The organism is Devosia sp. 2618, assembly GCF_040546815.1.
Lineage (GTDB): Bacteria > Pseudomonadota > Alphaproteobacteria > Rhizobiales > Devosiaceae > Devosia.
On sequence record NZ_JBEPOO010000001.1, the window covers coordinates 3,574,462 to 3,593,062 of the forward strand.

17 protein-coding genes are annotated in these 18,601 nt (G+C 60.7%); 5 read left to right on the forward strand and 12 right to left on the reverse strand.

The features are described from left to right. Positions 1-9: 9 nt before the first annotated feature. Genes ABIE28_RS17690 through ABIE28_RS17730 form a run of 9 tightly spaced genes read right to left on the reverse strand, consistent with a single transcriptional unit; the run spans position 10 to position 9,361 of the window. On the reverse strand, positions 10-1,734 hold the full coding sequence (locus ABIE28_RS17690; RefSeq protein WP_354065210.1) for an acetolactate synthase catalytic subunit: 1,725 nt from the start codon (positions 1,732-1,734) through the stop codon (positions 10-12). Between the two features lie 34 nt (positions 1,735-1,768). Continuing rightward, on the reverse strand, positions 1,769-2,566 hold the full coding sequence (locus ABIE28_RS17695) for a CoA-transferase (RefSeq protein ID WP_354065212.1): 798 nt from the start codon (positions 2,564-2,566) through the stop codon (positions 1,769-1,771). A 9-nt stretch (positions 2,567-2,575) separates the two neighbouring features. Beyond that, positions 2,576-3,460, reverse strand: coding sequence for a CoA transferase subunit A (locus tag ABIE28_RS17700; RefSeq protein WP_354065214.1), 885 nt, complete (start codon positions 3,458-3,460; stop codon positions 2,576-2,578). A 25-nt stretch (positions 3,461-3,485) separates the two neighbouring features. After that, positions 3,486-4,676, reverse strand: a complete 1,191-nt coding sequence (locus ABIE28_RS17705; RefSeq protein WP_354065216.1) for a CaiB/BaiF CoA transferase family protein — start codon at positions 4,674-4,676, stop codon at positions 3,486-3,488. 23 nt (positions 4,677-4,699) lie between these two features. Beyond that, positions 4,700-5,497 (reverse strand): ATP-binding cassette domain-containing protein, encoded by a 798-nt coding sequence (locus ABIE28_RS17710; RefSeq protein WP_354065218.1) that lies wholly within the window; start codon positions 5,495-5,497, stop codon positions 4,700-4,702. A gap of 59 nt (positions 5,498-5,556) precedes the next feature. Continuing rightward, entirely contained in the window at positions 5,557-6,591 is a 1,035-nt protein-coding gene (locus ABIE28_RS17715) for a substrate-binding domain-containing protein (RefSeq protein WP_354065220.1), read from the reverse strand. Positions 6,592-6,626: 35 nt separating this feature from the next. Beyond that, positions 6,627-7,616: an ABC transporter permease gene (locus ABIE28_RS17720; RefSeq protein WP_354065222.1), complete on the reverse strand. Its 990-nt coding sequence runs from the start codon at positions 7,614-7,616 to the stop codon at positions 6,627-6,629. Between the two features lie 24 nt (positions 7,617-7,640). Further along, positions 7,641-8,465, reverse strand: coding sequence for a CoA-transferase (locus tag ABIE28_RS17725; protein WP_354065223.1), 825 nt, complete (start codon positions 8,463-8,465; stop codon positions 7,641-7,643). Beyond that, the gene (locus tag ABIE28_RS17730) at positions 8,462-9,361 is read right to left on the reverse strand and encodes a CoA transferase subunit A (protein ID WP_354065225.1); all 900 of its coding nucleotides are present in this window, start codon (positions 9,359-9,361) and stop codon (positions 8,462-8,464) included. Before ABIE28_RS17730 ends, ABIE28_RS17725 begins: the two co-directional genes overlap by 4 nt. A 191-nt stretch (positions 9,362-9,552) precedes the next feature. Here ABIE28_RS17730 and ABIE28_RS17735 point away from each other — a divergent pair, with 191 nt between their 5' ends. Then, complete coding sequence (locus ABIE28_RS17735) at positions 9,553-10,632, forward strand: LacI family DNA-binding transcriptional regulator (RefSeq protein WP_354066478.1); 1,080 nt, start codon at positions 9,553-9,555, stop codon at positions 10,630-10,632. Between the two features lie 528 nt (positions 10,633-11,160). On the opposite strand, the gene ABIE28_RS17740 is transcribed toward ABIE28_RS17735, so the two are convergent. After that, positions 11,161-13,569, reverse strand: a complete 2,409-nt coding sequence (locus ABIE28_RS17740; protein WP_354065227.1) for a Z1 domain-containing protein — start codon at positions 13,567-13,569, stop codon at positions 11,161-11,163. A 280-nt stretch (positions 13,570-13,849) separates the two neighbouring features. Here ABIE28_RS17740 and ABIE28_RS17745 point away from each other — a divergent pair, with 280 nt between their 5' ends. From ABIE28_RS17745 to ABIE28_RS17760, 4 genes are all read left to right on the forward strand, one after another. Continuing rightward, positions 13,850-14,089 carry an HVO_A0114 family putative DNA-binding protein gene (locus tag ABIE28_RS17745; protein ID WP_354065229.1) on the forward strand — a complete coding sequence of 80 codons (240 nt, stop codon included), beginning with the start codon at positions 13,850-13,852 and terminating at the stop codon, positions 14,087-14,089. Continuing rightward, entirely contained in the window at positions 14,086-14,295 is a 210-nt protein-coding gene (locus tag ABIE28_RS17750; protein WP_354065231.1) for a recombinase family protein, read from the forward strand. The genes ABIE28_RS17745 and ABIE28_RS17750 overlap by 4 nt, the downstream gene beginning before the upstream one ends. Beyond that, complete coding sequence (locus ABIE28_RS17755; RefSeq protein ID WP_354065233.1) at positions 14,292-15,095, forward strand: recombinase family protein; 804 nt, start codon at positions 14,292-14,294, stop codon at positions 15,093-15,095. The genes ABIE28_RS17750 and ABIE28_RS17755 overlap by 4 nt, the downstream gene beginning before the upstream one ends. Before the next feature lie 66 nt (positions 15,096-15,161). After that, positions 15,162-15,806 (forward strand): hypothetical protein, encoded by a 645-nt coding sequence (locus ABIE28_RS17760; RefSeq protein ID WP_354065235.1) that lies wholly within the window; start codon positions 15,162-15,164, stop codon positions 15,804-15,806. 170 nt (positions 15,807-15,976) lie between these two features. Here ABIE28_RS17760 and ABIE28_RS17765 read toward each other — a convergent pair whose 3' ends face one another. Then, the gene (locus tag ABIE28_RS17765; protein ID WP_354065237.1) at positions 15,977-17,101 is read right to left on the reverse strand and encodes a mandelate racemase/muconate lactonizing enzyme family protein; all 1,125 of its coding nucleotides are present in this window, start codon (positions 17,099-17,101) and stop codon (positions 15,977-15,979) included. Between the two features lie 35 nt (positions 17,102-17,136). Further along, positions 17,137-18,600, reverse strand: coding sequence for an NAD-dependent succinate-semialdehyde dehydrogenase (locus tag ABIE28_RS17770; protein ID WP_354065239.1), 1,464 nt, complete (start codon positions 18,598-18,600; stop codon positions 17,137-17,139). Position 18,601: the final 1 nt, after the last annotated feature.

Below are 18,601 nucleotides of genomic sequence, written 5' to 3' on the forward strand. Positions count from 1 at the left end.
GGCTGCGGCTTAGTAGGTCAGCGCCGTATGGTCGTTGAAGCTGGTGATAGGCGGATAGGCCAGCTCGTCAGTGATGACATCGAGCACAGTCGCGCGGCCCGAGGCGAGCGCCGCCTTGAGGGCGGGCAGGAAGTCCTCGGCCTTTTCGACTCGCACGCCATCGCAGCCGGCGCCGCGGGCGATTGCGGCATGATCAACCGGGGTAAAGTCGCAGGCATCGCTATATTCGCCGAACAGCACCTTTTCGGCATGCTTTTCGTAGCCCAGGATAGAATTGTTGAGCACGGCGACGACCACGGGAAGCCCCATGCGGCGGGCGGTTTCAAGTTCGGACCAGACATGAGCGAAACCACCGTCGCCAACGAGGGCAAACACCGGAGCATCGGGGCGGGCAGCTTTGGCGCCGATGGCGAAGGGTAGGCCCCAGCCAAGCCCGGCGAGGCCGCGTGGCGCAATGAATCGCGTGCCGGCCTTGCGGCAGGTCAGGAAATTGCCGATCCAGATCGAGGAATAACTGGCGTCGGAAACGACTATCGTATCGGGCGTGAGGACACTGTCGAGATCGGCCATCATGCGCTCCGGGCGCATCGGGCTGGCCGACGACGCCTCAAAGCTTTCAGCGTCCTTGCGGGCACGGGTCAGGCCCTGGGCAATCGCCTGTTCAACCCCGGCTCGGGCAGCATTGCGCTTGGAGAGGTCGAGCTTTTGGAGCTGCTCGGTGAGAGCGGATAGACCCAGCTTGGCATCACCAACCAGGCGTATGGCCTCGTAGTTGCGACCCACTTCCTGGCTATCGACATCGAGATGAATATAGGTGGCCGCCTTGGGGTAGAGCGACCAGGAATCGGTACCGTTTTGGTTGGTGCGATTGCCAACCAGCAGGATGACGTCGGCCTTTTCGACTTGGTCGCGCAGGTGTGCGGTGCGGCTGCGATTGGCCATGAAGTAGCCCACGATGCCGACCGAAAGGGGGTGCGTCTCGTCGATGGCACCCTTGCCCATGACTGTGGTGGCGACGGGAATACCTGCGATTTCCTGCAGCTCGACCAACTCAGCCACGGCGTCGGACACATGCACGCCACCGCCGGCAATGATCAGCGGACGCTGCGCATTGGCGAGTAGTTCGGCGGCTTCCACCACGCGGCGTGGATCGGGGCCTGAGCGGTCGAGCGGGAACGTCCCGAGCGATGCAAATCGCGTATTCGCATCTGGCTTTGGCGTATCGAGGAACATGTCGATTGGCGCGATCAGCACCGCTGGGCCGGGGCGGCCGGATGCGGCGGCGGTGAAGGCCATGTCGATATAGTCGTCGATGCGGTTCACATCGGCGACGCGCTTGATCCACTTGGCGCTGCCCTTGAACAGCTCGAGGTGGTCGAGTTCCTGGAAGGCATTCCTGTCAGCAAAGGGGCGGGCCACGTCCTGGACGATGGCAACGATGGGGATCGAGGCCTTGAGCGCTTCGGCAAGGCCAGGCACCAGCAGCGTTGCAGCAGGGCCATTCTGCGCTGTTACCACGGCAACCTTGTGGGTGATGCGGGCATAAGCGTCGGCCATGACGGCGCCGGCGTTCTCGGTGCGATAGCCGATCTGGCGGATGCCATAATGCGGGGTGGCGAGGAACAGCGCGGCTGGAATGGACTGGCCGAAGATGACTTCGACGCCATGGCGTTTGAGGGCGGCGGCCATCACATGCGCGCCGTTGATATTGGTCCGTTGGATGGGGGCGTTCATTGTATCTTTCCTCGAAAGGGTTGTGGCCAGCGCGCTAGACCTTGAGCAGCACGCGATTGGGATCGATAACCGAGCGGATGTCGGCAAGTTCGCTGTCGGTGGGTTCTGCGGTGGTCGGTATGGTCGATGGCACGATGGGGCTAAGCGACATGAGATCGCGCACCTCCTCGATCGTCACGCCCGAATGCAGGGAGACAAGGCGCATCGCCTTGCTGATCGGCTCGAAGTCAAAGATGGCCTTGTCGGTGACGACCAGTTGCGGTCCGCCGGCGTCCAGTCCCGCTTGAAGGCGCGTGTTGCCACCATCGAGGTAGCCAACGCTGGTGATGAAATCGACCTTCTCGACGAAGGTGCGGCTATCGAGGTCGCAGACCAGGTACGGACGGCGGACAAAAGCCAGGTGCTCGGGTTGCGCAAGGCTGCCCACGAGCCGGACGTCGGGCTGCCGATAGTCGCCGATGGCCGTGATGTTGAGATTGCCGAAGCGATCGATCTGGGCGGCCGAATTGAAGCTGACATCAAAGCTCGAGCGCATCAGCATATCGCATTTGGCGCCGGTGTCGGCCGGACAGCACGCTGCCTGCCAGCGGGTGAAGGCATCCTGGGTGAAAGTCTCTGGGATCACCGACAGGTCGGGTTCAAGCAAATTGCCCCAATAGACCGCGGCGCCCGGCGCGTGACGCATCTGGGCCAGGCGAACGGCAGCAAGTGGGATGCCCACGGCCAGGGTAAAGGCGCGGCCATTAGTACCGACACCGACAAAGCAAAGGTCGTCGTCGCGGATCTGGCGGGACAGGAAGGCGGTGATCAGTTCGTTGTTTGAATAGGTCATGCTGTCCCCTCAGCTGCGGTCGAGCTTGGCAAGGGCGGAAACGCCGCCAAACAGGTCGAGATAGGCCGCATGATCGGCCGGGGCGCGGGCGAAGTCGTCGAGCCAGGCTTTGGCGCCATCGGCGGTCTTGCCGGCGGCCAGATAGGCCAGCATAGCCGCGTCGTCCTCGTCATAGATCGTGTCACAGGCCGCCGGATGGGATCCGTAGGGCACCTCAACGATGGCCTCGACCCAATTGCCCGGGATGTAAGTCAGCGATGGCTGCTTCTTGATGTCTTCGTGCGGAATGATCTTTTCGACCGTCACGATCAAACGCTTGGCCGCTGCGGCCATGGGTTGGTCAACGTCGTCGGTGTCGCGCACGATCGGCCATTGCACGTTGCCGTATTTGTCGCCCGCATATCCGTGGATGATGGTGAATTCAGTATCAGCCGCGGCTATGCCCTGCATCTTGCGCCCGGTGAAGGGGCAGTAGAACACCTTGATCTGTTCGGGATTGTTCGCGGCAAGGTCGGAACCGAACAGCGTCCTGATCGGGAGGAAAGGCAGGCCCTGCCCCGCCGCACGCAACCGGGCGACGAAAGCAGTTTCGGAAAAGTCGCGGACTTCGATCTTGCCGCTCTGCACGCCGCGGCGGAAATTTGGGGCAAGGCCATAGTTGAACATGCCGACATAAATGCCTTCCCAGCGACGCACGGCTTCGGCTGCTGCCAGCATGTCGATGGCCGTGGTTCCTGCCCAGGTCAGGACAGTCAGGTCGGTCACGCCGCGCTGGATCAGGTGGCGCACTGCGGCATTGGGCTGGCGCCGCAACAGGCTGCCTCCCAAGGCAATGGACGTACCAGACTGGATCGGCGCCAACGCCGTCTCCAGTGAAACGAGTTTTTCTTTCACTTGCTTGTCTCCTGGAATCGGCGCGCTAGAGCACGCCATCCGTCTTGAGTGCTTCGACGTCGCTGTCCGCCATGCCGAGCCAGTCGGAGAGGACGTCTGAATTGTGCTCGCCCAGCATCGGGGGCGGACGACGTATGGAAAGCGGGGTGTCGGACAGGCGCATGGTTACGCCCGATACGGCCACTTCACCGGCCTTGGGGTGGTTGATTTTGATGATCTGGTTGCGATGCAGCAACTGGGGGTTCTGCACGACATCCTGAGGCGTCGCGACCTTAGCCACCGGAATGCCAGCCTCACCGAAGGTGGCGACGATGCCTTCGGTGGTCTGCGACAGGCACCAGTGTTGAATGATTTCTTCGATCGCAGGAGCGTTTTCGAGGCGGGTCGAGACGTTTTCGAAGCGTGCATCGTCCACCAGTTCCGGGCGACCGATGGCTGTGGCTACACGGCGGAACAGCGGTTGGGTCCCTGCCAGCAGCAGCACATAGTCGCCGCTGCCCGTGGCAAACACATTTGCTGGCGCAGAATAGCGGTCGCGATTGCCGATGCGCGACAGGGTCGTGCCCTGGTTCAGCTGTGAGGAGATCGCGGTGGTCAGGACCGAGACGGCACTGTCGAGCAGCGACACGTCGATCATTTGGCCCTTGCCCGTGGTATCGCGGGCAAACAAAGCCGCCAGCGTGGCATTGGCGCCATACATGCCGGTCATGTAGTCAATATAGAAGGCGCCGGCCAACATCGGCGGGCCTTCGGGATTGCCGGCCAGTGACATGAGGCCACTCATGGCCTGGGCGATGCCATCAAAGCCAGGCAACTGGGCATAGGGTCCGTCCTGGCCAAACCCGGACAGACGGGTCATCACCAGCCGTGGATTGATCTCGCGCAGCACGTCCCAGCCGCATCCCATGTCTTCCATGGTGCCGGGGCGGAAATTTTCCACCAATACGTCGGCACCCTTGACCAGCTCACGCAGCATGTCCTGCGATTTGGGATTGCGGAAGTTGAGCGTCATCGACCGCTTGTTGCGGTTGAGCGCCATGCCGTAGAGGCTTTCTCCGTTCTGGAAGGGCGGGAAATGGCGGCTGTCGTCACCGTAGCCCGCCTTTTCCACCTTCACAACATCGGCGCCCATATCGGCCAGGATCATGGTGCAATGCGGCCCGGCGATGAAGCGGGAGAGGTCGAGTACCTTGATGCCGTTGAGTGGGCCAGTCATGTCAGTCTTTCTCTTGAATTCAGTTATGCGGCGACGCGGGAGGGCATTTTCCCGCCCACGATCATGGAAACCAGCTCGTCGTGATCGATATCGGCCCGACGCACGGCGCCCACCATCCGGCCGTTCTTGAGCACGGCGATGCGGTCGGCGACCTGGAACACGTGGTCCAGGTTGTGGCTGATGATCAGGACGCTGTAGCCCTTCTCCTTGAGACGCATGATCAGTTCGACCACGAGGCGCGATTCCTCGACGCCGAGGGCGGCCATCGGCTCGTCCATGATCAGCAGCTTTAGATCGCTTTCGAGCAGCAGGCGGGCGATGCCCACGGCCTGGCGCTGACCGCCCGAGAGCGCGCGGACCATCTTGTTCAGATCCGGTGTCTTGAGGCCCAGCTCTTCGAACAGGGCAATAGTCCGGCGGCGCATTTCAGCGTGATCGAGGGAGGGGATCACACCGCCGATGCGCCGCTGGAGCTCGCGGCCCATGAAGATGTTTTCCTGTACATTGAAAACATCGACCAGGGCCAGGTTCTGGTGCAGTGTCTCGATGCCCTGCTTGGTGGCGTCGCTGGGGCTGCTCATTTCCACGGGCTGGCCGTTGATGGTGATTGTGCCCAACGTCGGGCGCAGCACGCCCGAGATCATCTTGATGAAGGTGGACTTGCCCGCACCGTTGTCGCCGACCAGCGCTACGATTTCATTGGGGAAGACATCAAAGTCGATGGCGTTGTTGGCGATGTGGCCGCCATAGGTTTTGGTCAGGCCACGAATGGCGATCATCGGGTCGCGCGTCTCGGCGCCGAGTGCTGCGGGGGCGGGCATGGGAGGCTCCTGGCAGGATAGCTGGTGAAAGCCGGGATGCGAACACCCCGGCCATTGGATCAGGCCGAAAGGGCGTCGAGATTGACGGCCGGCACGCGGCGGGTCTGCGCCTCGGCATCGTAGAATTCGTCTACGTTCTCGGCCGTGATCATGGGCGAGGAGAAGACGATCTCCTTTGGCACTTCCATGCCCTGGAGGATGCGCGAGGTGACTTCCACGGCTTCACCACCAAAGGTCGGGTAGACGAACGTGCCGCGGAGCAAGCCGTCCTTGATCATCTGCAGCGTCTCTGGCGCGCTGCCGTCAAAGCCTGTGATGAACATCTCTTCGGCGCGACCGGCTTCCTGGATAGCCTGGAGGGCGCCCTTGGCCATGTTGTCGTTGTGGCAATAGACGGCGTCGATCTCGCGCTGGGCCTGCAGGAAATCCTGCATCAGCGTGAGGGCCTCGGCGCGGCTATAGTTGGCAATGCCCTGGGCGACAACTTCGATGCCGGGGGTGGCATCAATGATTTCGCGGAAGCCGTTGCCGCGCGCTTGGTTAACAAGCGAACCTGGACGGCCCTCGATCTGGACGACCTTGCCCGAACCGCCCAGGGTATCGACATAATATTGGCCTGCCATGCGAGCGGTGCCAAACGTATCAGCGGCCAGGTGGGCGTTGAACTGCACGTCGCCGGCGAGAGCTGAGCTCATGACGATCACGGGGATGCCGGCGGCATTGAGTGCCTGCACTCCCGGCTGCACAGCTTCGGCGTAGTAGGTGATCATGATCACCGCATCGACGCCGCGGACCGCAAGATCCTCTAGATTGCGGATCTCTTGCGCCGGGTTTTCACGCGCATCGGTGGTCAGCACTTCCATGCCAAGTCTCTGGGCATAGCTGATCACGTCCTGACGCTGCAGCTTGAGCCATTCGTCCGTCGCATAGGACTGCGAGAAGCCGATGGTCTTGCCGGCAACTGGTGACTGCGCGCGCGCGCTGGTGATTACGAATGGAAAGCCGGTGATGGCCAGTGCGCCGGCGCCGAGGCCGCTTTTGAGCAGGCTGCGGCGGCTGATCGAGGACGTCTGTCCCTTTTTCATGATTGTCATTGTCGTTCCTCCTGCGGGGTTTGCCCCGTTGTCATTTAGCGTTGGCGATTGCGTAGATTGCTGATCACGACGGCCACGACGATGATCAGACCCATTGCGAGCATCTGCACGAATGGCGAGACGCCCATCAGGTTCAGCATGTTGGTGATGATGGCGAGGATCAGCACGCCCAGGATGGTGCCAACCACACCGCCGACGCCGCCGTCGAACGAGGTGCCGCCTATAAGGGTGGCCGCGATCGCGTCCAGTTCGAAGAGGGTGCCGGCATTGGGTTCAGCGACGCTGACGCGGCTGACGAGGATCAGCCCGGCTACACCGGCCAGGAAGCCAGCCAGCGCATAGACCTGAATCTTGATCGCATCCACCTTGATCCCGTAGACGCGTGCGGCGTCCTGGTTGGCACCGACGGCATAGACGTGGCGGCCCCAGCGAGTGTGCTTCATCACATAGGCAGCGATCAGCCAGAGGCCCAGGAACACGACAACCGGGATCGGAATGATCCACAGGTAGCCCGAGCCAAGGGCGCGGAACATAGCGTCGGCGCCTTGCGCATATGTGTCACCACCGTCTGAATAGAGATAGATGCAGCCGCGGGCGAAGATCATCATGGCAAGTGTCGCAATGAACGGCTCGAGCTTGAGCTTGGTGATCATCAGGCCGTTGATTGCGCCCAGTGCCGTGCAAAGGGCCAGCGCTGCAATCCAGGCGACAGGCGATCCGTTCGAGGCCAGCGCTGCCGCCGTGATTGCGGCGACGCCGACAAGCGAGCCTGCCGAAAGGTCAATGCCTTTGGCCAGGATCACGATGGTCATGCCAATACTGACCACACCCACCATGCTGGCGCCGCGCAACACGTTGAGGATGTTGGTGGAGTTCAGAAAATAGGGCGACGCAAGAGTGGCCGCGACCACCAGGATCAGGAAGGTGATGACGTGGCTGTACTGCAGCAGGAACATCAGCACCGCCCGGCTATTGAGCTTGCCGGCTTGCTTAGTTTGCTTGGCTGCGATGGGGGCATCGGACATGGACTGGTTCCCTGCTCGGTGTAATCAGGCCGCGGGGTGCGGAATGAGGAAGTTTTTGGGATCGACGTGCTGGCGCAGGATCATCAGATCCTGAGCCGACGGCTCGGGGGTGAAATCGGGACTGTCATTGCCAAGGGCAAACCCGGTGCTTGCACGGACGTCTTCAAGCGAAACGCCCGGGTGGATGCTCTGGAGGCGCGCCGTGCCGGCCTGCTTGTCGAAGGCAAAGATTGCCTTGGGCGTCACGATCCATTGCGGACCGCCATGGTCGAGGCCGAGCGCAGCGCGCCCTGCCATGCCACCGGGGTAGCCGACGCCCGAGATATAGTCGACGCGTTCAACGAAACTGCGCAGTTGATGATGCGGCATCATCAGATACTCGCGACCAAAGCAGGTCATGTGCTCGGGCAGAAGGATGGAGCCCACTAACCGCACCTTGGGGCTGTCGAAGTCGCCAACGCAGGTACTGTTGATATTGCCTTGGACATCCACCTGCACGCCCGAGCCGAAACCGAAGTCGACATCACCCCGGCGCACCGCATAGTGGCCAGGATAGGTCTGCATCTGGGCTTCGCAAGCCAGGTTCTGGAGCGTTGCGGCAAATTCGGCATCGGGCATGGCCGACAATTCCCTGAGGTCGGGATTGATCGACCAGCCGGCGAGCAGGATCGTCAAATCCGGGGCATGGGTCAGCCGGGCAAACTGCATGGCGGCCAGCGGTATGCCCGTAGCGTAGAGCGCAGCCGGGCCGCCAGTAGCAAGGCCGGTAAAGCCCACCTCGCCGTTGGCAAAGTTGCGCGCCAGGTTGATCGCCAAGAGTTCTTCGATCGTATAGGGCAAAGTGTTCATCGGGGCAGCTCCACCGCGCGCAGCGCCAGCAGGCGTTCAACGCCGATCAGCTCGAGATACGCCGCGTGGTCGGCAACGCCGTGCACATAGCGATCGAGATAGCCCTGAGCACCCTCGGTGGTGGCGCTTGCCTCGGCATAAGCCTCGATATGGGCCTTGTCAGTCTCGTAGAGCCCCAGCACCGGCGTCGGATGCGCGCCATAAGGCGCCTCGACAATATGGGCGGTCCGGAAGGCCGGGATTTCGGTCAGTTCGGGATGGCGGCGGATTTCATCGGTGCCCACAATGCGGTCGACGACGACGATCACAGTGTCGCAGGAGCGGGTGTGGGTGACGTCCACACTCTGCGGCAGCAGGCGCCGGGCGGGGAAAGCCACATTGCCATATTCATCACCCATGATGGCGTGAACCACCACGACATCAGGCCTGGCCGGCGGCACCGCCCACATCTGGCGACCCGTGATCGGGCACTTGAATGGCACGATATCGGCATTGCGGTTCACGATATCGCTGCCGCCCAGAAACGTCGCCGGCCAGAATGGCAGGTTTTCCTGATCCGCACGGAACCGGTCCCAGGCGATCAGTTCCGGGTAGTCCACCGTCTTGATCGCCCCGGCCTCGGCGGCGCGGCGGAAATTGCGGGCCAGGCCGAAATTCTCCAGCCCTACATAGGATGTCTCGATGCGGCTGACGGCGCCGGCTGCGATCAGCAGGTCTGACTCGATGCTGTTGACGACGCCGACGATCGTCAGATCTCGCCGGTTCTGTCGGACGAGCTCGCGCACGAAAGCCATTGGCCTTTGATAGGTCGCGAAGCCGCCAAATGCGATGCGCATGCCGTCAGTGACTATTGCGGCAGCGTCGCTCAGCGAACACAGTTTGGATCGACGTTTCACCGGCAAGGTTCTCCCCAGGAAACCGATCGGTCATCCATTGTCGGCCTTTGATCGGCTCTCTTGAGACAATGTGATATCGATTTCACATGACATCGATCTCATATTGGGCTTGGCTCGTCAAGTGAGGCGCTATAGATTCTGTTATGTTTTGAAGACAACCGCGGCGAAAAGGCCGGAAAGGGAGGCCTACCATCAACCAAGATCGAAAGAAGCGACCGTCTCTCGAAGACGTCGCAGAGGCCGCCGGCGTGTCCCGAGCCACCGTGGCGCGCGCCCTTTCGGGCAAGGGCTATGTCGACAAACAGAAGCGCGAGGTGATCGAGAACGCAGCCAAGCAGCTGGGCTATCGCACGTCCGCAATTGCCCGGGCGCTGCGCACCCAGCGTTCACGCTCCATCGGCGTCCTGGTCGCCGATATCACAAACCCGATCTTTCCGCAGATCGTCAAAGGTATCGACGATGTGCTGAGCGCCGAGGGGCACATCATCTTTTTGTGCAACACCGACGAAAACACCGCCAAGCAGTTCAAGCTCGCCAGTTCACTGATCGACCGCAATGTCGACGGACTGATCTTAGTTTCGCAGAATCTTGAAAGCGAAGGGTTTCGCAACCTTCTAGCCGGCGGCCCGCCCTGCATCTACGTCAACCGCCGACCGCTTGAAGGCGAGTACGACTATGTTGGTTCGGATAACGAGCAAGCCATCGAATTCCTGGTCGAGCATCTGGTTGGCCTCGGTCACCGGCAAATCGGCTTTATCGCCGGTTCTGCCAATTCCTCGACAGCGCGCGAACGCCGCGAGTTCTACCACCGTGCCCTTGAGCGCCGTGGCATCACCATGGAGGATAATTTTGTGTTCCAAGGTGACTATACGATTGAAGGCGGACGACGGGCCTTTGTCGAGATGATGCAGCGGGGACCTGCGTTGACGGCGGTAATGGCGTCGAATGACTTCTCAGCACTGGGTTTCATCGATGCCGCCCAGGCTTTCGGCCTCACTGTGCCAGGCGACATTTCGGTCACCGGCTTCGACGACACGGCCGGCGTGAACAGCTTTATGAAGTATCCTCTGCCTATAAAGGGCCTGACCACAATCTACCAATCCAAACGCGAGATCGGCATTCACGCAGCAAATATGATGCTGCGCCGTCTAGATGGCAGCGCGGGTACTGCGCCTCAGGTCGCCATCGTGCCGACGAACCTGCGGGCACGGGACACAACTGGCGAGGTTCGGTTGGTGCGCAAAAAATCGGCGGTTCAGCGACAAAATTAGCAAGCCAGGGAAGGCTATACGGTTCTGCATGACCATGCCGACGGCAGTCGCCGGTTTCACGGCACAGCACTTTTCCAGTCAGACGAGGCCTGACGACCTCCTTCACGTCGGGCAAGCTTGGCCTTTCGTGAAACCGGATATTGCTGCTGATGACACTGAACCTCTGTGGAACGGCTTATTAGACGGAAGCAGAGAAAGAATAGGACGGTCTCTCCTGCAACCGCTTTTCGAAGTGTTCGATGCTTTATCGCCCCTCCACTCTCGGACGATGGCTTCGCCGAAGTTCTTGCGACTGAAGGTATCAAGCTTGTCTTGGACGCCTGCGTTTAGAAGACGGGCGGTTTCGACCCGCGATTTTTCTGGCATCCCGGACTTTGACCACAAAGCTGCGCGCGGTCTGCCCGATAGTTGGCGGGTGCCGCTCTGTGCGCTTCTCAACATCGCAGAAATTGCATTTGATCACGGTGGTGCAACCACATCGTTCGACAGCAGGGCCAACGCCCACATCCGGAGGTCTCGCTTGGTCTTCTAGCCTCTGACGGCACCCCTAAGCGACTCGCATTCGTCCATAATGTCGGCAAGTGCGATCGGTGCGGCGTTTTTCATGTGTTCTGCGCGACCTGCCGTCAAATTCTCTGCGTTCCTGAATTGCGGCGCGACACGGCCATCGAGTTGCGACCAAGGCAGATCTGCTTTGTCCGTGGCATGGAAGCCGGGCGCATAGTGTCCAGTGGCGAGCGAGTGCCAAAGTCGCAGATAAGCTGCAATGGCGTAGGGACAGGATTGAGGGCGTATCGCATAGGGCCGTGGATTTAGCGCTGGAGGCCGGAACAGCGCGTCAGTCAGACCGAGGCCGTGCTGAAGGCTGGTCCAACGCCGGCTGAGTTCGTCTCCCAAGCTTGGGTCGTGGCGCCTGTACCGAAGTTGGTCTAGCAGGTCCGCCACCTCAAGGAGCCCGAGTGGTTCGCGACGGATTTTTCCGACGTTCCGAGAGGAATCGATCTCGTCCCAGCACCCATGCTTCAGTGCGCTGGTCAAAAGGTTGGCGTTGTGGCGGGCAAAATCAGGATCGGCTCGCTCGATCAGCCGAATTTGGGGGCTGGGTCCCGGGCTAAGAGGAACTTTGCGTGTCTCAACCTTGCTTGTGGCAACGAACTCTAGCCCCTCTAGGATGAGTGTTCCGGCGGCGGTCTCGTTCTCAGGCAAGGCCATGCGACGCAGCACCAGAGATTTGAGGGCTTTGTCTCGGACATTGTATTGCCGAAACAGTTCAAGTTGGTCCTCCAGTAGAAAGACACGGCAAAAGGGCAAATGTCCTCCGCGATTGCCGAACCAACGTTGCATTTGCATCTGCGTATCGGCAGCGGGCTCCGCACTGCTGCGGAGGAAAAGGCTTGTCGCAAGCCCTTCAACTGTGAGACCTCGCGATAGGATGTTGCCCGCAACGAAGATAGTGAGGAGATCGGCTGGTGCATGCCATCCATCCGCATCTTCGATAGCGTCGAAACGCGGACGGTCATCCGCAGCAGGGTCGCTGTTTAGAACGCGAAGTATCACATTGGGGAAAATCTCAGTCAGAAGAAGGGTGTAAACTTCCTGCCACCGAGAAGGGTCGAGCCGAGGGTAGGCCGCGCGCGGAAAGCTTGAAAGAGCTAAGCGAGAATTCTCGTAGCTTAAATAGCAGGCTCGCCACGCTTCTTCCTCGGCTTGGAGACGGAGCGCCAAACCAGCCGTATCGACTGCTACGATGGGCTCTCCGTCTTCTCCCTCTGGCAAATCAACCTCGCGCTCGTGTCCGGGCAGCGAGCGAGACCATCGCGCAATATCCTCGGCCGCCGCGAAATGAGCGTCTTTCCGAGCAGAAGGATGGAACATCATTGTATGCGGGCGAGGTATGGCCGCGATGAGTGCATCCTTAGTAGGAAATGCCCGACCCATAGCATTGGTGAAACGTCTGCCGTCGATAAGCAGACGCACCGCAGCTCCGACCATATAGCTACGCAGCGCTGCGGATATCGCCTCCCATCGCAGGGCTTCCCGGCGATCAGCAAGTTCCGCTTCGGTCTCCCCGGGCTGCAGTTCAGGATAGGGCCACGACACCGTTAGCGGTCCCGATAGAAAATTTGTGGCGTCGTAATAAATGTCGCCTCCGCAGTAGTAGCCGCGGATACCGTCTGGTTCACGATAAGTGAGCGAGCGAGGCGTGATCTCACCCTCATAGCCAGCTACGCGCAGCGCAGCGCTAAACTGTCGCGGTGCGAGCGGATTGTGTGACTCTTGAAGGTAGTTCGCCTGGGGCGTCGCGGTATAAGCAACATAGGTCGCCCGCAACTGCGCATTTCTGGAAGCGGAATGGTGGTGGTCACCGCTACAAAGAGCTGCGATGGAACGGGGGGTAACCTTCTCCGAAGTGGCACTATCAAGTACCGAAGCGTCATCGGCTTCGTCATCAAGTACCAGCATTGTGGTTGCTCGATCGCGATTGGCAAGAACTGGCTCGGTCAACACATTCCGCAGCATACGTGAGAGATGGAGGAGATGTTCATCGAGCTTGGGGACCACGATAATCATGGGTATCCCCTGTCGTATCGCGAGTGTCGCCCGAGATGACTTGAGATAGCTCGTCGGGCCCATGCGGTCGGGACTCAATACGTCTTCAGGCTGTGGTAATATTAACCTGACGTTTGCCCGTGCATACGCAGTATCACGGGTGCTTCCATCCAGTTGACTGAGCATTCGCTCATAGGTCTGAAGCCACAAACCGACGCGTGTACCCGCAAGCAACACCACGACATCGACGCCTTGGTCCAGTGCGAGACTTGCGACCGCGAGCATGCTAGCGGCTTTTCCAGATTGAACAGAGCCGATCACCATTCCAGTACGCAGCCCGTCTTCCGGCCAAGCCGCAGCGTCGATCTTACCGTCTATTGTCGGCAACGCTTCTCAACGATATACCGTGCGTCAGCATGCAGTACCTCCAGCGCCGTTGAGGAGAGTTGCTGAGCCGCATTAGCTCTATACCTTTCCCACCATCCCGACAGCTGCTCACCACTCTTGGATTCGGCAGGCCGAGCCGGAACAACCGTGATTATGCTGGAATCAGGCTCAGGCATCCGCGGCTAACACGCGCAGTTCAATCAACCCGTCCACGGCCGAAGTTCCGTACCGCTCTTCGACCGAATCCTTTGCCAAGGTGCTGTCGGCCGGGAACCGCGAGTTGCTCCGCGTCATCGCCGAGAAAGCCCCGGCGTCGCTGGAGGAACTGGCGGAAATCACCGGCCGGGCCGGCTCCAATCTCTCACGCACCCTCAAAACGATGGAGAGCTACGGCCTTGTGCGGCTTGAGTCGGGCCACGGCCGCAAGCTCGCGCCCAAGGTGGTGCATGACCGCGTGGAACTGGCGTTGCCCCTGATCGACCGTCCGAAGCCGAGGAAGGCCATAGGAGATCGGCCATGAACATGCACAGCCCAACCATAACCGCTCGCGCTGCCCTCTATCTGCGCGTTTCGACCGCCCGGCAGGCCGAGCATGACATTTCCATTCCCGATCAGAAGCGGCAGGGCGAAGCTTATTGCGAGCAACGCGGCTTCCAGCTCGTTGAGACTTACGTTGAACCGGGTGCGACCCCACCAACGACAAACGCCCCGAGTGCCAGCGCATGATCGAGGCGGGCACGTCCAAGCCTGCGCCCTTCGATATAGTCGTGGTGCATAGCTTCTCGCGCTTCTTCCGCGATCACTTCGAGATGGAGTTCTACGTCAGGAGGCTGGCGAAGAACGGCGTCAAGCTGGTGTCCATCACGCAGGAGATAGGCGACGATCCCATGCACCAGATGATGCGACAGATCATGGCGCTGTTCGACGAGCACCAGTCGAAGGAGAACGCCAAGCACGTCCTGCGCGTTATGAAAGAGAACGCCCGGCAAGGCTTCTGGAACGGCGCGCGACCGCCCATCGGCTATCGCATTGTCGTGGCCGAGCAGCGCGGATCGAAGACGAAGAAGAAGCTGGAGATCGACCCGCTGCACGCCGACACTGTGCGGACGATCTATCGCCTGTTCCTTGAAGGCGACGGCACGCGAGGCGCGATGGGCGTCAAGGCCATCGCCACCTATCTCAACGAGCGCCGTTTCTTCACCCGCGACGGCGGACGATGGGGGCTGGCGCAAATCCAAGGCATCCTGACCCGCACCACCTATATCGGCGAGCACAGGTTCAACACGCGCTCGCACAAGAACCGGGAGAAGAAGCCGGAGAGCGAGGTCGCCATCATGGCGGTGCCGCCCCTGATCGAGCGGGAGATTTACGATGCAGTGCAAGCCCGCCTCAAATCCCGCAATCCCATGGTGACGCCCGCGCGTGTCTCCAGTGGCCCCACGCTGCTGACAGGCATTTGCTTCTGCGCCAAGTGCGGGGGTGCGGTGACGTTGCGCACCGGCCAAGGCAGCACGGGAGCGACATAACGCTATTACACCTGTTCGACCAAGGCGCGGCAGGGCAAGACCGGCTGCAAGGGCCGCACGATCCCAATGGACAAGCTGGACCATCTGGTCGCCGATCATATCGGAGATCGGCTGCTCCAGCCCAAGCGACTGGAAACTGTCCTCGCCAGCGTCATCGACCGGCGGCAGGAGCGTGCCGAGCGCCGCCGCGAGCATCTTGCCGAGCTTCACAGGCGAATCACGGAAGCCGACCAGCGGCTCGGCCGTCTCTTTGACGCCATCGAAGCGGGCATGGTGGACAAGGACGACGCCATGGCAAAAGAGCGCATGGTGGGCCTAAAGGCGTTGCGGGATCAGGCCGCCGCCGACGCCGAGCGCACCCAGCTCGCGCTCGACAGTTCAGGCAATCAGGGCGTCAGCCCCGACATGCTCAAGCGCTTCGCCCGCAAAGCCCGCGAACGGATACGACACGACGATGGCGGCTACCGACGCGACCATCTGCGCGCTCTGGCGCAGCGCGTCGAGGTCGCCGACGACGAGGTTCGCATCATGGGATCGAAGTCGGAATTGCTGCGAACGCTGGTCCCCGCTTCCAGCGTGGAAACGGCGGCGTTCATAGTTCTGTTCTGTTCTGTTCTGTTCTGTTCTGTTCTGTTCTGTTCTGTTCTGTTCTGTTCTGTTCTGTTCTGTTCTGAAATGGCGCACCCGCTGCTACATAGATGGGCACTGTAATTTTTGGGAAATTTCAGTTTCTACGGCGGACTAATGGCGGCTTAGCGCCCCATTCCGACCGTTCAACGGACCGTCGCTATATCCTAAAAGTAGACGCGTCGTCGCGCATCAACCTGCAACCTGACATTATTTACCTTGAGGCAAGCTAAGTCGCCTCAAGGCAGTATGCGTCAGGACTCTACGGTGTGCTCCTCGCCAACTGTAAATTTTGCAATTCTTGACCAGTCCCATTCGATCCCCAGACCTGGCGCGCTGGGGGGTACGGCATAGCCGTCAGCGTCTATTGTCATTGGCTCGCTCAGAATGTCATCCAGTTGCGGAATGTGCTCGACCCACTTTGCGTTGGGTACGGCTGCAGCGAGGGAGACGTGCAGTTCCATGAGATAGTGTGGCGCGATGGTCAGATTGAAGGCCTGCGCCATGTGCGCGACCTTGAGCCAGGGCGTAATACCGCCAATGCGGGCAGCGTCGACCTGGATAACGGAGGCTGCGGCCGACGCGATATACTCGCGAAACTGGGCGATGCTGAACACGGTCTCGCCGATAGCGATCGGCAGCGCCGTGGATTTGGCCAGAAGCCGGTGCGATGAGATATCGTCGGCGATCATCGGCTCTTCGAACCATGTCAGGCCAAGATCCTGATATTGGGCAGCGCGGCGCACGGACTCGTCGAGTGTCAATATCTGGTTGGCATCAGTCATCAGCGCGAAATCCATCGGCAATGCGGCTTTGACTTCCTTGAGACGGGCCATGTCCTCGTCGATCGAGCGTCCGACCTTGACCTTGAAGCCACCGAATTTCCGGTCGATTGCCGATTGCGCGTTTTTGAGCAGCTCGTCGGTCGACAGGTTCAGCCAGCCCCCCTCGGTATCGTAGATCGGCAGGCGCCGTTGCGCGCCGCCGGCGAGCAGATGCAATGGCTGCCCGGCCATCTGGCAGCGGATGTCCCAGAGCGCCATGTCGATGGGGGCCAGGGCGAGGCTCGAAACCATACCGGGATTGATGGAATTGATGGAGCGGTAGAGCTGCAACCACAATTCTTCGACATAGCGCGCGTCCTTGCCGATCAGGCGCGGCGCCAGGGTATCGGCGATCAGGCTCAGAATTGCCGAACCGCCGGTGCCCAGAGTGTAGGTATAGCCAGTTCCGACGGCCCCGCCCGCCGTATGAATGCGGACCATCGGAGTTTCCTGCATTTCGAACGGCTGGATAGCGTCCTTACGAGGAAATTTGGCGGGTATGTTGACCATGCGAACGTCGATACGTGTGATGGTGGTGGCAGATCTAGACGGCATTGAGTGTCCCTTTATTCGACTGGAAATGGATGTGATCACCAGTTGGTGGCAATGTATTTGGCTTCGAGGAATTCCATGAGTCCATGGTGTCCTCCCTCGCGTCCGAGGCCGCTCTGCTTGACGCCACCAAAGGGAGCCGCCGGATCGGAAACGAGACCACGATTGAGGCCGATCATTCCGCTATCGAGCTTCTCCGAGACGCGGAGTCCACGCGCAAGATCGCCCGTATAGACGTAGGCGCTGAGGCCATATTCGGTGTCATTGGCGAGGCGGATGGCTTCCTCCTCGGTGTCAAAGGCGATGACGGGCGCGACCGGTCCGAAGATTTCCTCGGCATTGACGCGCGCGTCTCGCGACACATCGACCAGAACGGTCGCTGGGTAGAAAAATCCGGTGCCTTGCGGAACGGCGCCCCCGGCAAGGACCGAAGCGCCCTTATCGATGGCGTCCTGAACCAGTTCGTGAACCTTGTCCCGGCTCTTGGCATTGACAAGCGGCCCGAGCTGGACGCCGTCACCCAGACCCGCGCCCGTCTTCATCGCGGCCATGCGGGTAGCGAGCTTTCCGGCAAAGGTTTCAGCGATGGAGCGCTCAACATAGAAGCGGTTGGCGGCCGTGCATGCCTCGCCGCCATTGCGCATCTTGGCGACCATGGCGCCTTCGACAGCGGCATCGAGATCGGCATCGGCAAAAACCAGGAAAGGCGCGTTGCCGCCCAGTTCCATGGAGCAGTTGATCACCTGATCGGCCGCTTCCTTGAGCAGTATCCGCCCCACTTCGGTCGAACCGGTGAAGGAGAGCTTGCGGACGCGCTTATCATGCAGCATGGCGCTAACCACCGGGCCGGAGCGGGCGGCGACCAGAACATTGACGACGCCATCGGGTACACCGGCCTCCTGCAGCACCCCGGCCAAAGCCAGGGCAGTCAGCGGTGTTTCGGTGGCCGGCTTGAGAATGCAGGTATTACCGGCGGCCAGGGCCGGGCCAATCTTGCGGGTGCCCATGGCTGCGGGAAAGTTCCATGGCGTCACCAGCAGAGAAATACCGATGGGCTGGTATTGCACGAGAATGCGATTGCCGCCGCTGGGCGACAGGCCCAGATGACCGTCAATGCGGACGGCTTCTTCGGCATACCAGCGGAAAAATTCGGCGGCATAGGCCGCTTCGCCCTTGGCGTCAGGCAGCGCCTTACCGTTTTCCAGCGTGATCAGCTCGGCAAAGAAATCGAGACGTTCTGTCATGATCTCGTAGGCGCGGCGGAGGATTTCAGCGCGTTGGCGTGGCGGCGTGGCGGCCCAGCCTGCGGCGGCAGCATCGGCGGCATCGATGGCTGCCCGGGCGTCTTCCAGATCGCCGCTGGCCACTTCGGCGATGACGGTTTCGGTTGCAGGGTCATAGACAGGCACGGTCTTGCCGGAGACGGCTGGAACATACTTGCCGTTGATGAACAGGCCGGTGTTCAGCGACCCTGGTTCGACATGGCGCGGGGAATGACTCATG

Coding starts and splice junctions, on each gene's coding strand:
- ABIE28_RS17690 (WP_354065210.1), bottom strand. CDS start 1,734: ATGAACGCCCCCATCCAACGGACCAATATCAACGGCGCGCATGTGATG.
- ABIE28_RS17695 (WP_354065212.1), bottom strand. CDS start 2,566: ATGACCTATTCAAACAACGAACTGATCACCGCCTTCCTGTCCCGCCAG.
- ABIE28_RS17705 (WP_354065216.1), bottom strand. CDS start 4,676: ATGACTGGCCCACTCAACGGCATCAAGGTACTCGACCTCTCCCGCTTC.
- ABIE28_RS17710 (WP_354065218.1), bottom strand. CDS start 5,497: ATGCCCGCCCCCGCAGCACTCGGCGCCGAGACGCGCGACCCGATGATC.
- ABIE28_RS17715 (WP_354065220.1), bottom strand. CDS start 6,591: ATGACAATCATGAAAAAGGGACAGACGTCCTCGATCAGCCGCCGCAGC.
- ABIE28_RS17720 (WP_354065222.1), bottom strand. CDS start 7,616: ATGTCCGATGCCCCCATCGCAGCCAAGCAAACTAAGCAAGCCGGCAAG.
- ABIE28_RS17725 (WP_354065223.1), bottom strand. CDS start 8,465: ATGAACACTTTGCCCTATACGATCGAAGAACTCTTGGCGATCAACCTG.
- ABIE28_RS17750 (WP_354065231.1), top strand. CDS start 14,086: ATGAACATGCACAGCCCAACCATAACCGCTCGCGCTGCCCTCTATCTG.
- ABIE28_RS17755 (WP_354065233.1), top strand. CDS start 14,292: ATGATCGAGGCGGGCACGTCCAAGCCTGCGCCCTTCGATATAGTCGTG.
- ABIE28_RS17760 (WP_354065235.1), top strand. CDS start 15,162: ATGGACAAGCTGGACCATCTGGTCGCCGATCATATCGGAGATCGGCTG.
- ABIE28_RS17765 (WP_354065237.1), bottom strand. CDS start 17,101: ATGCCGTCTAGATCTGCCACCACCATCACACGTATCGACGTTCGCATG.
- ABIE28_RS17770 (WP_354065239.1), bottom strand. CDS start 18,600: ATGAGTCATTCCCCGCGCCATGTCGAACCAGGGTCGCTGAACACCGGC.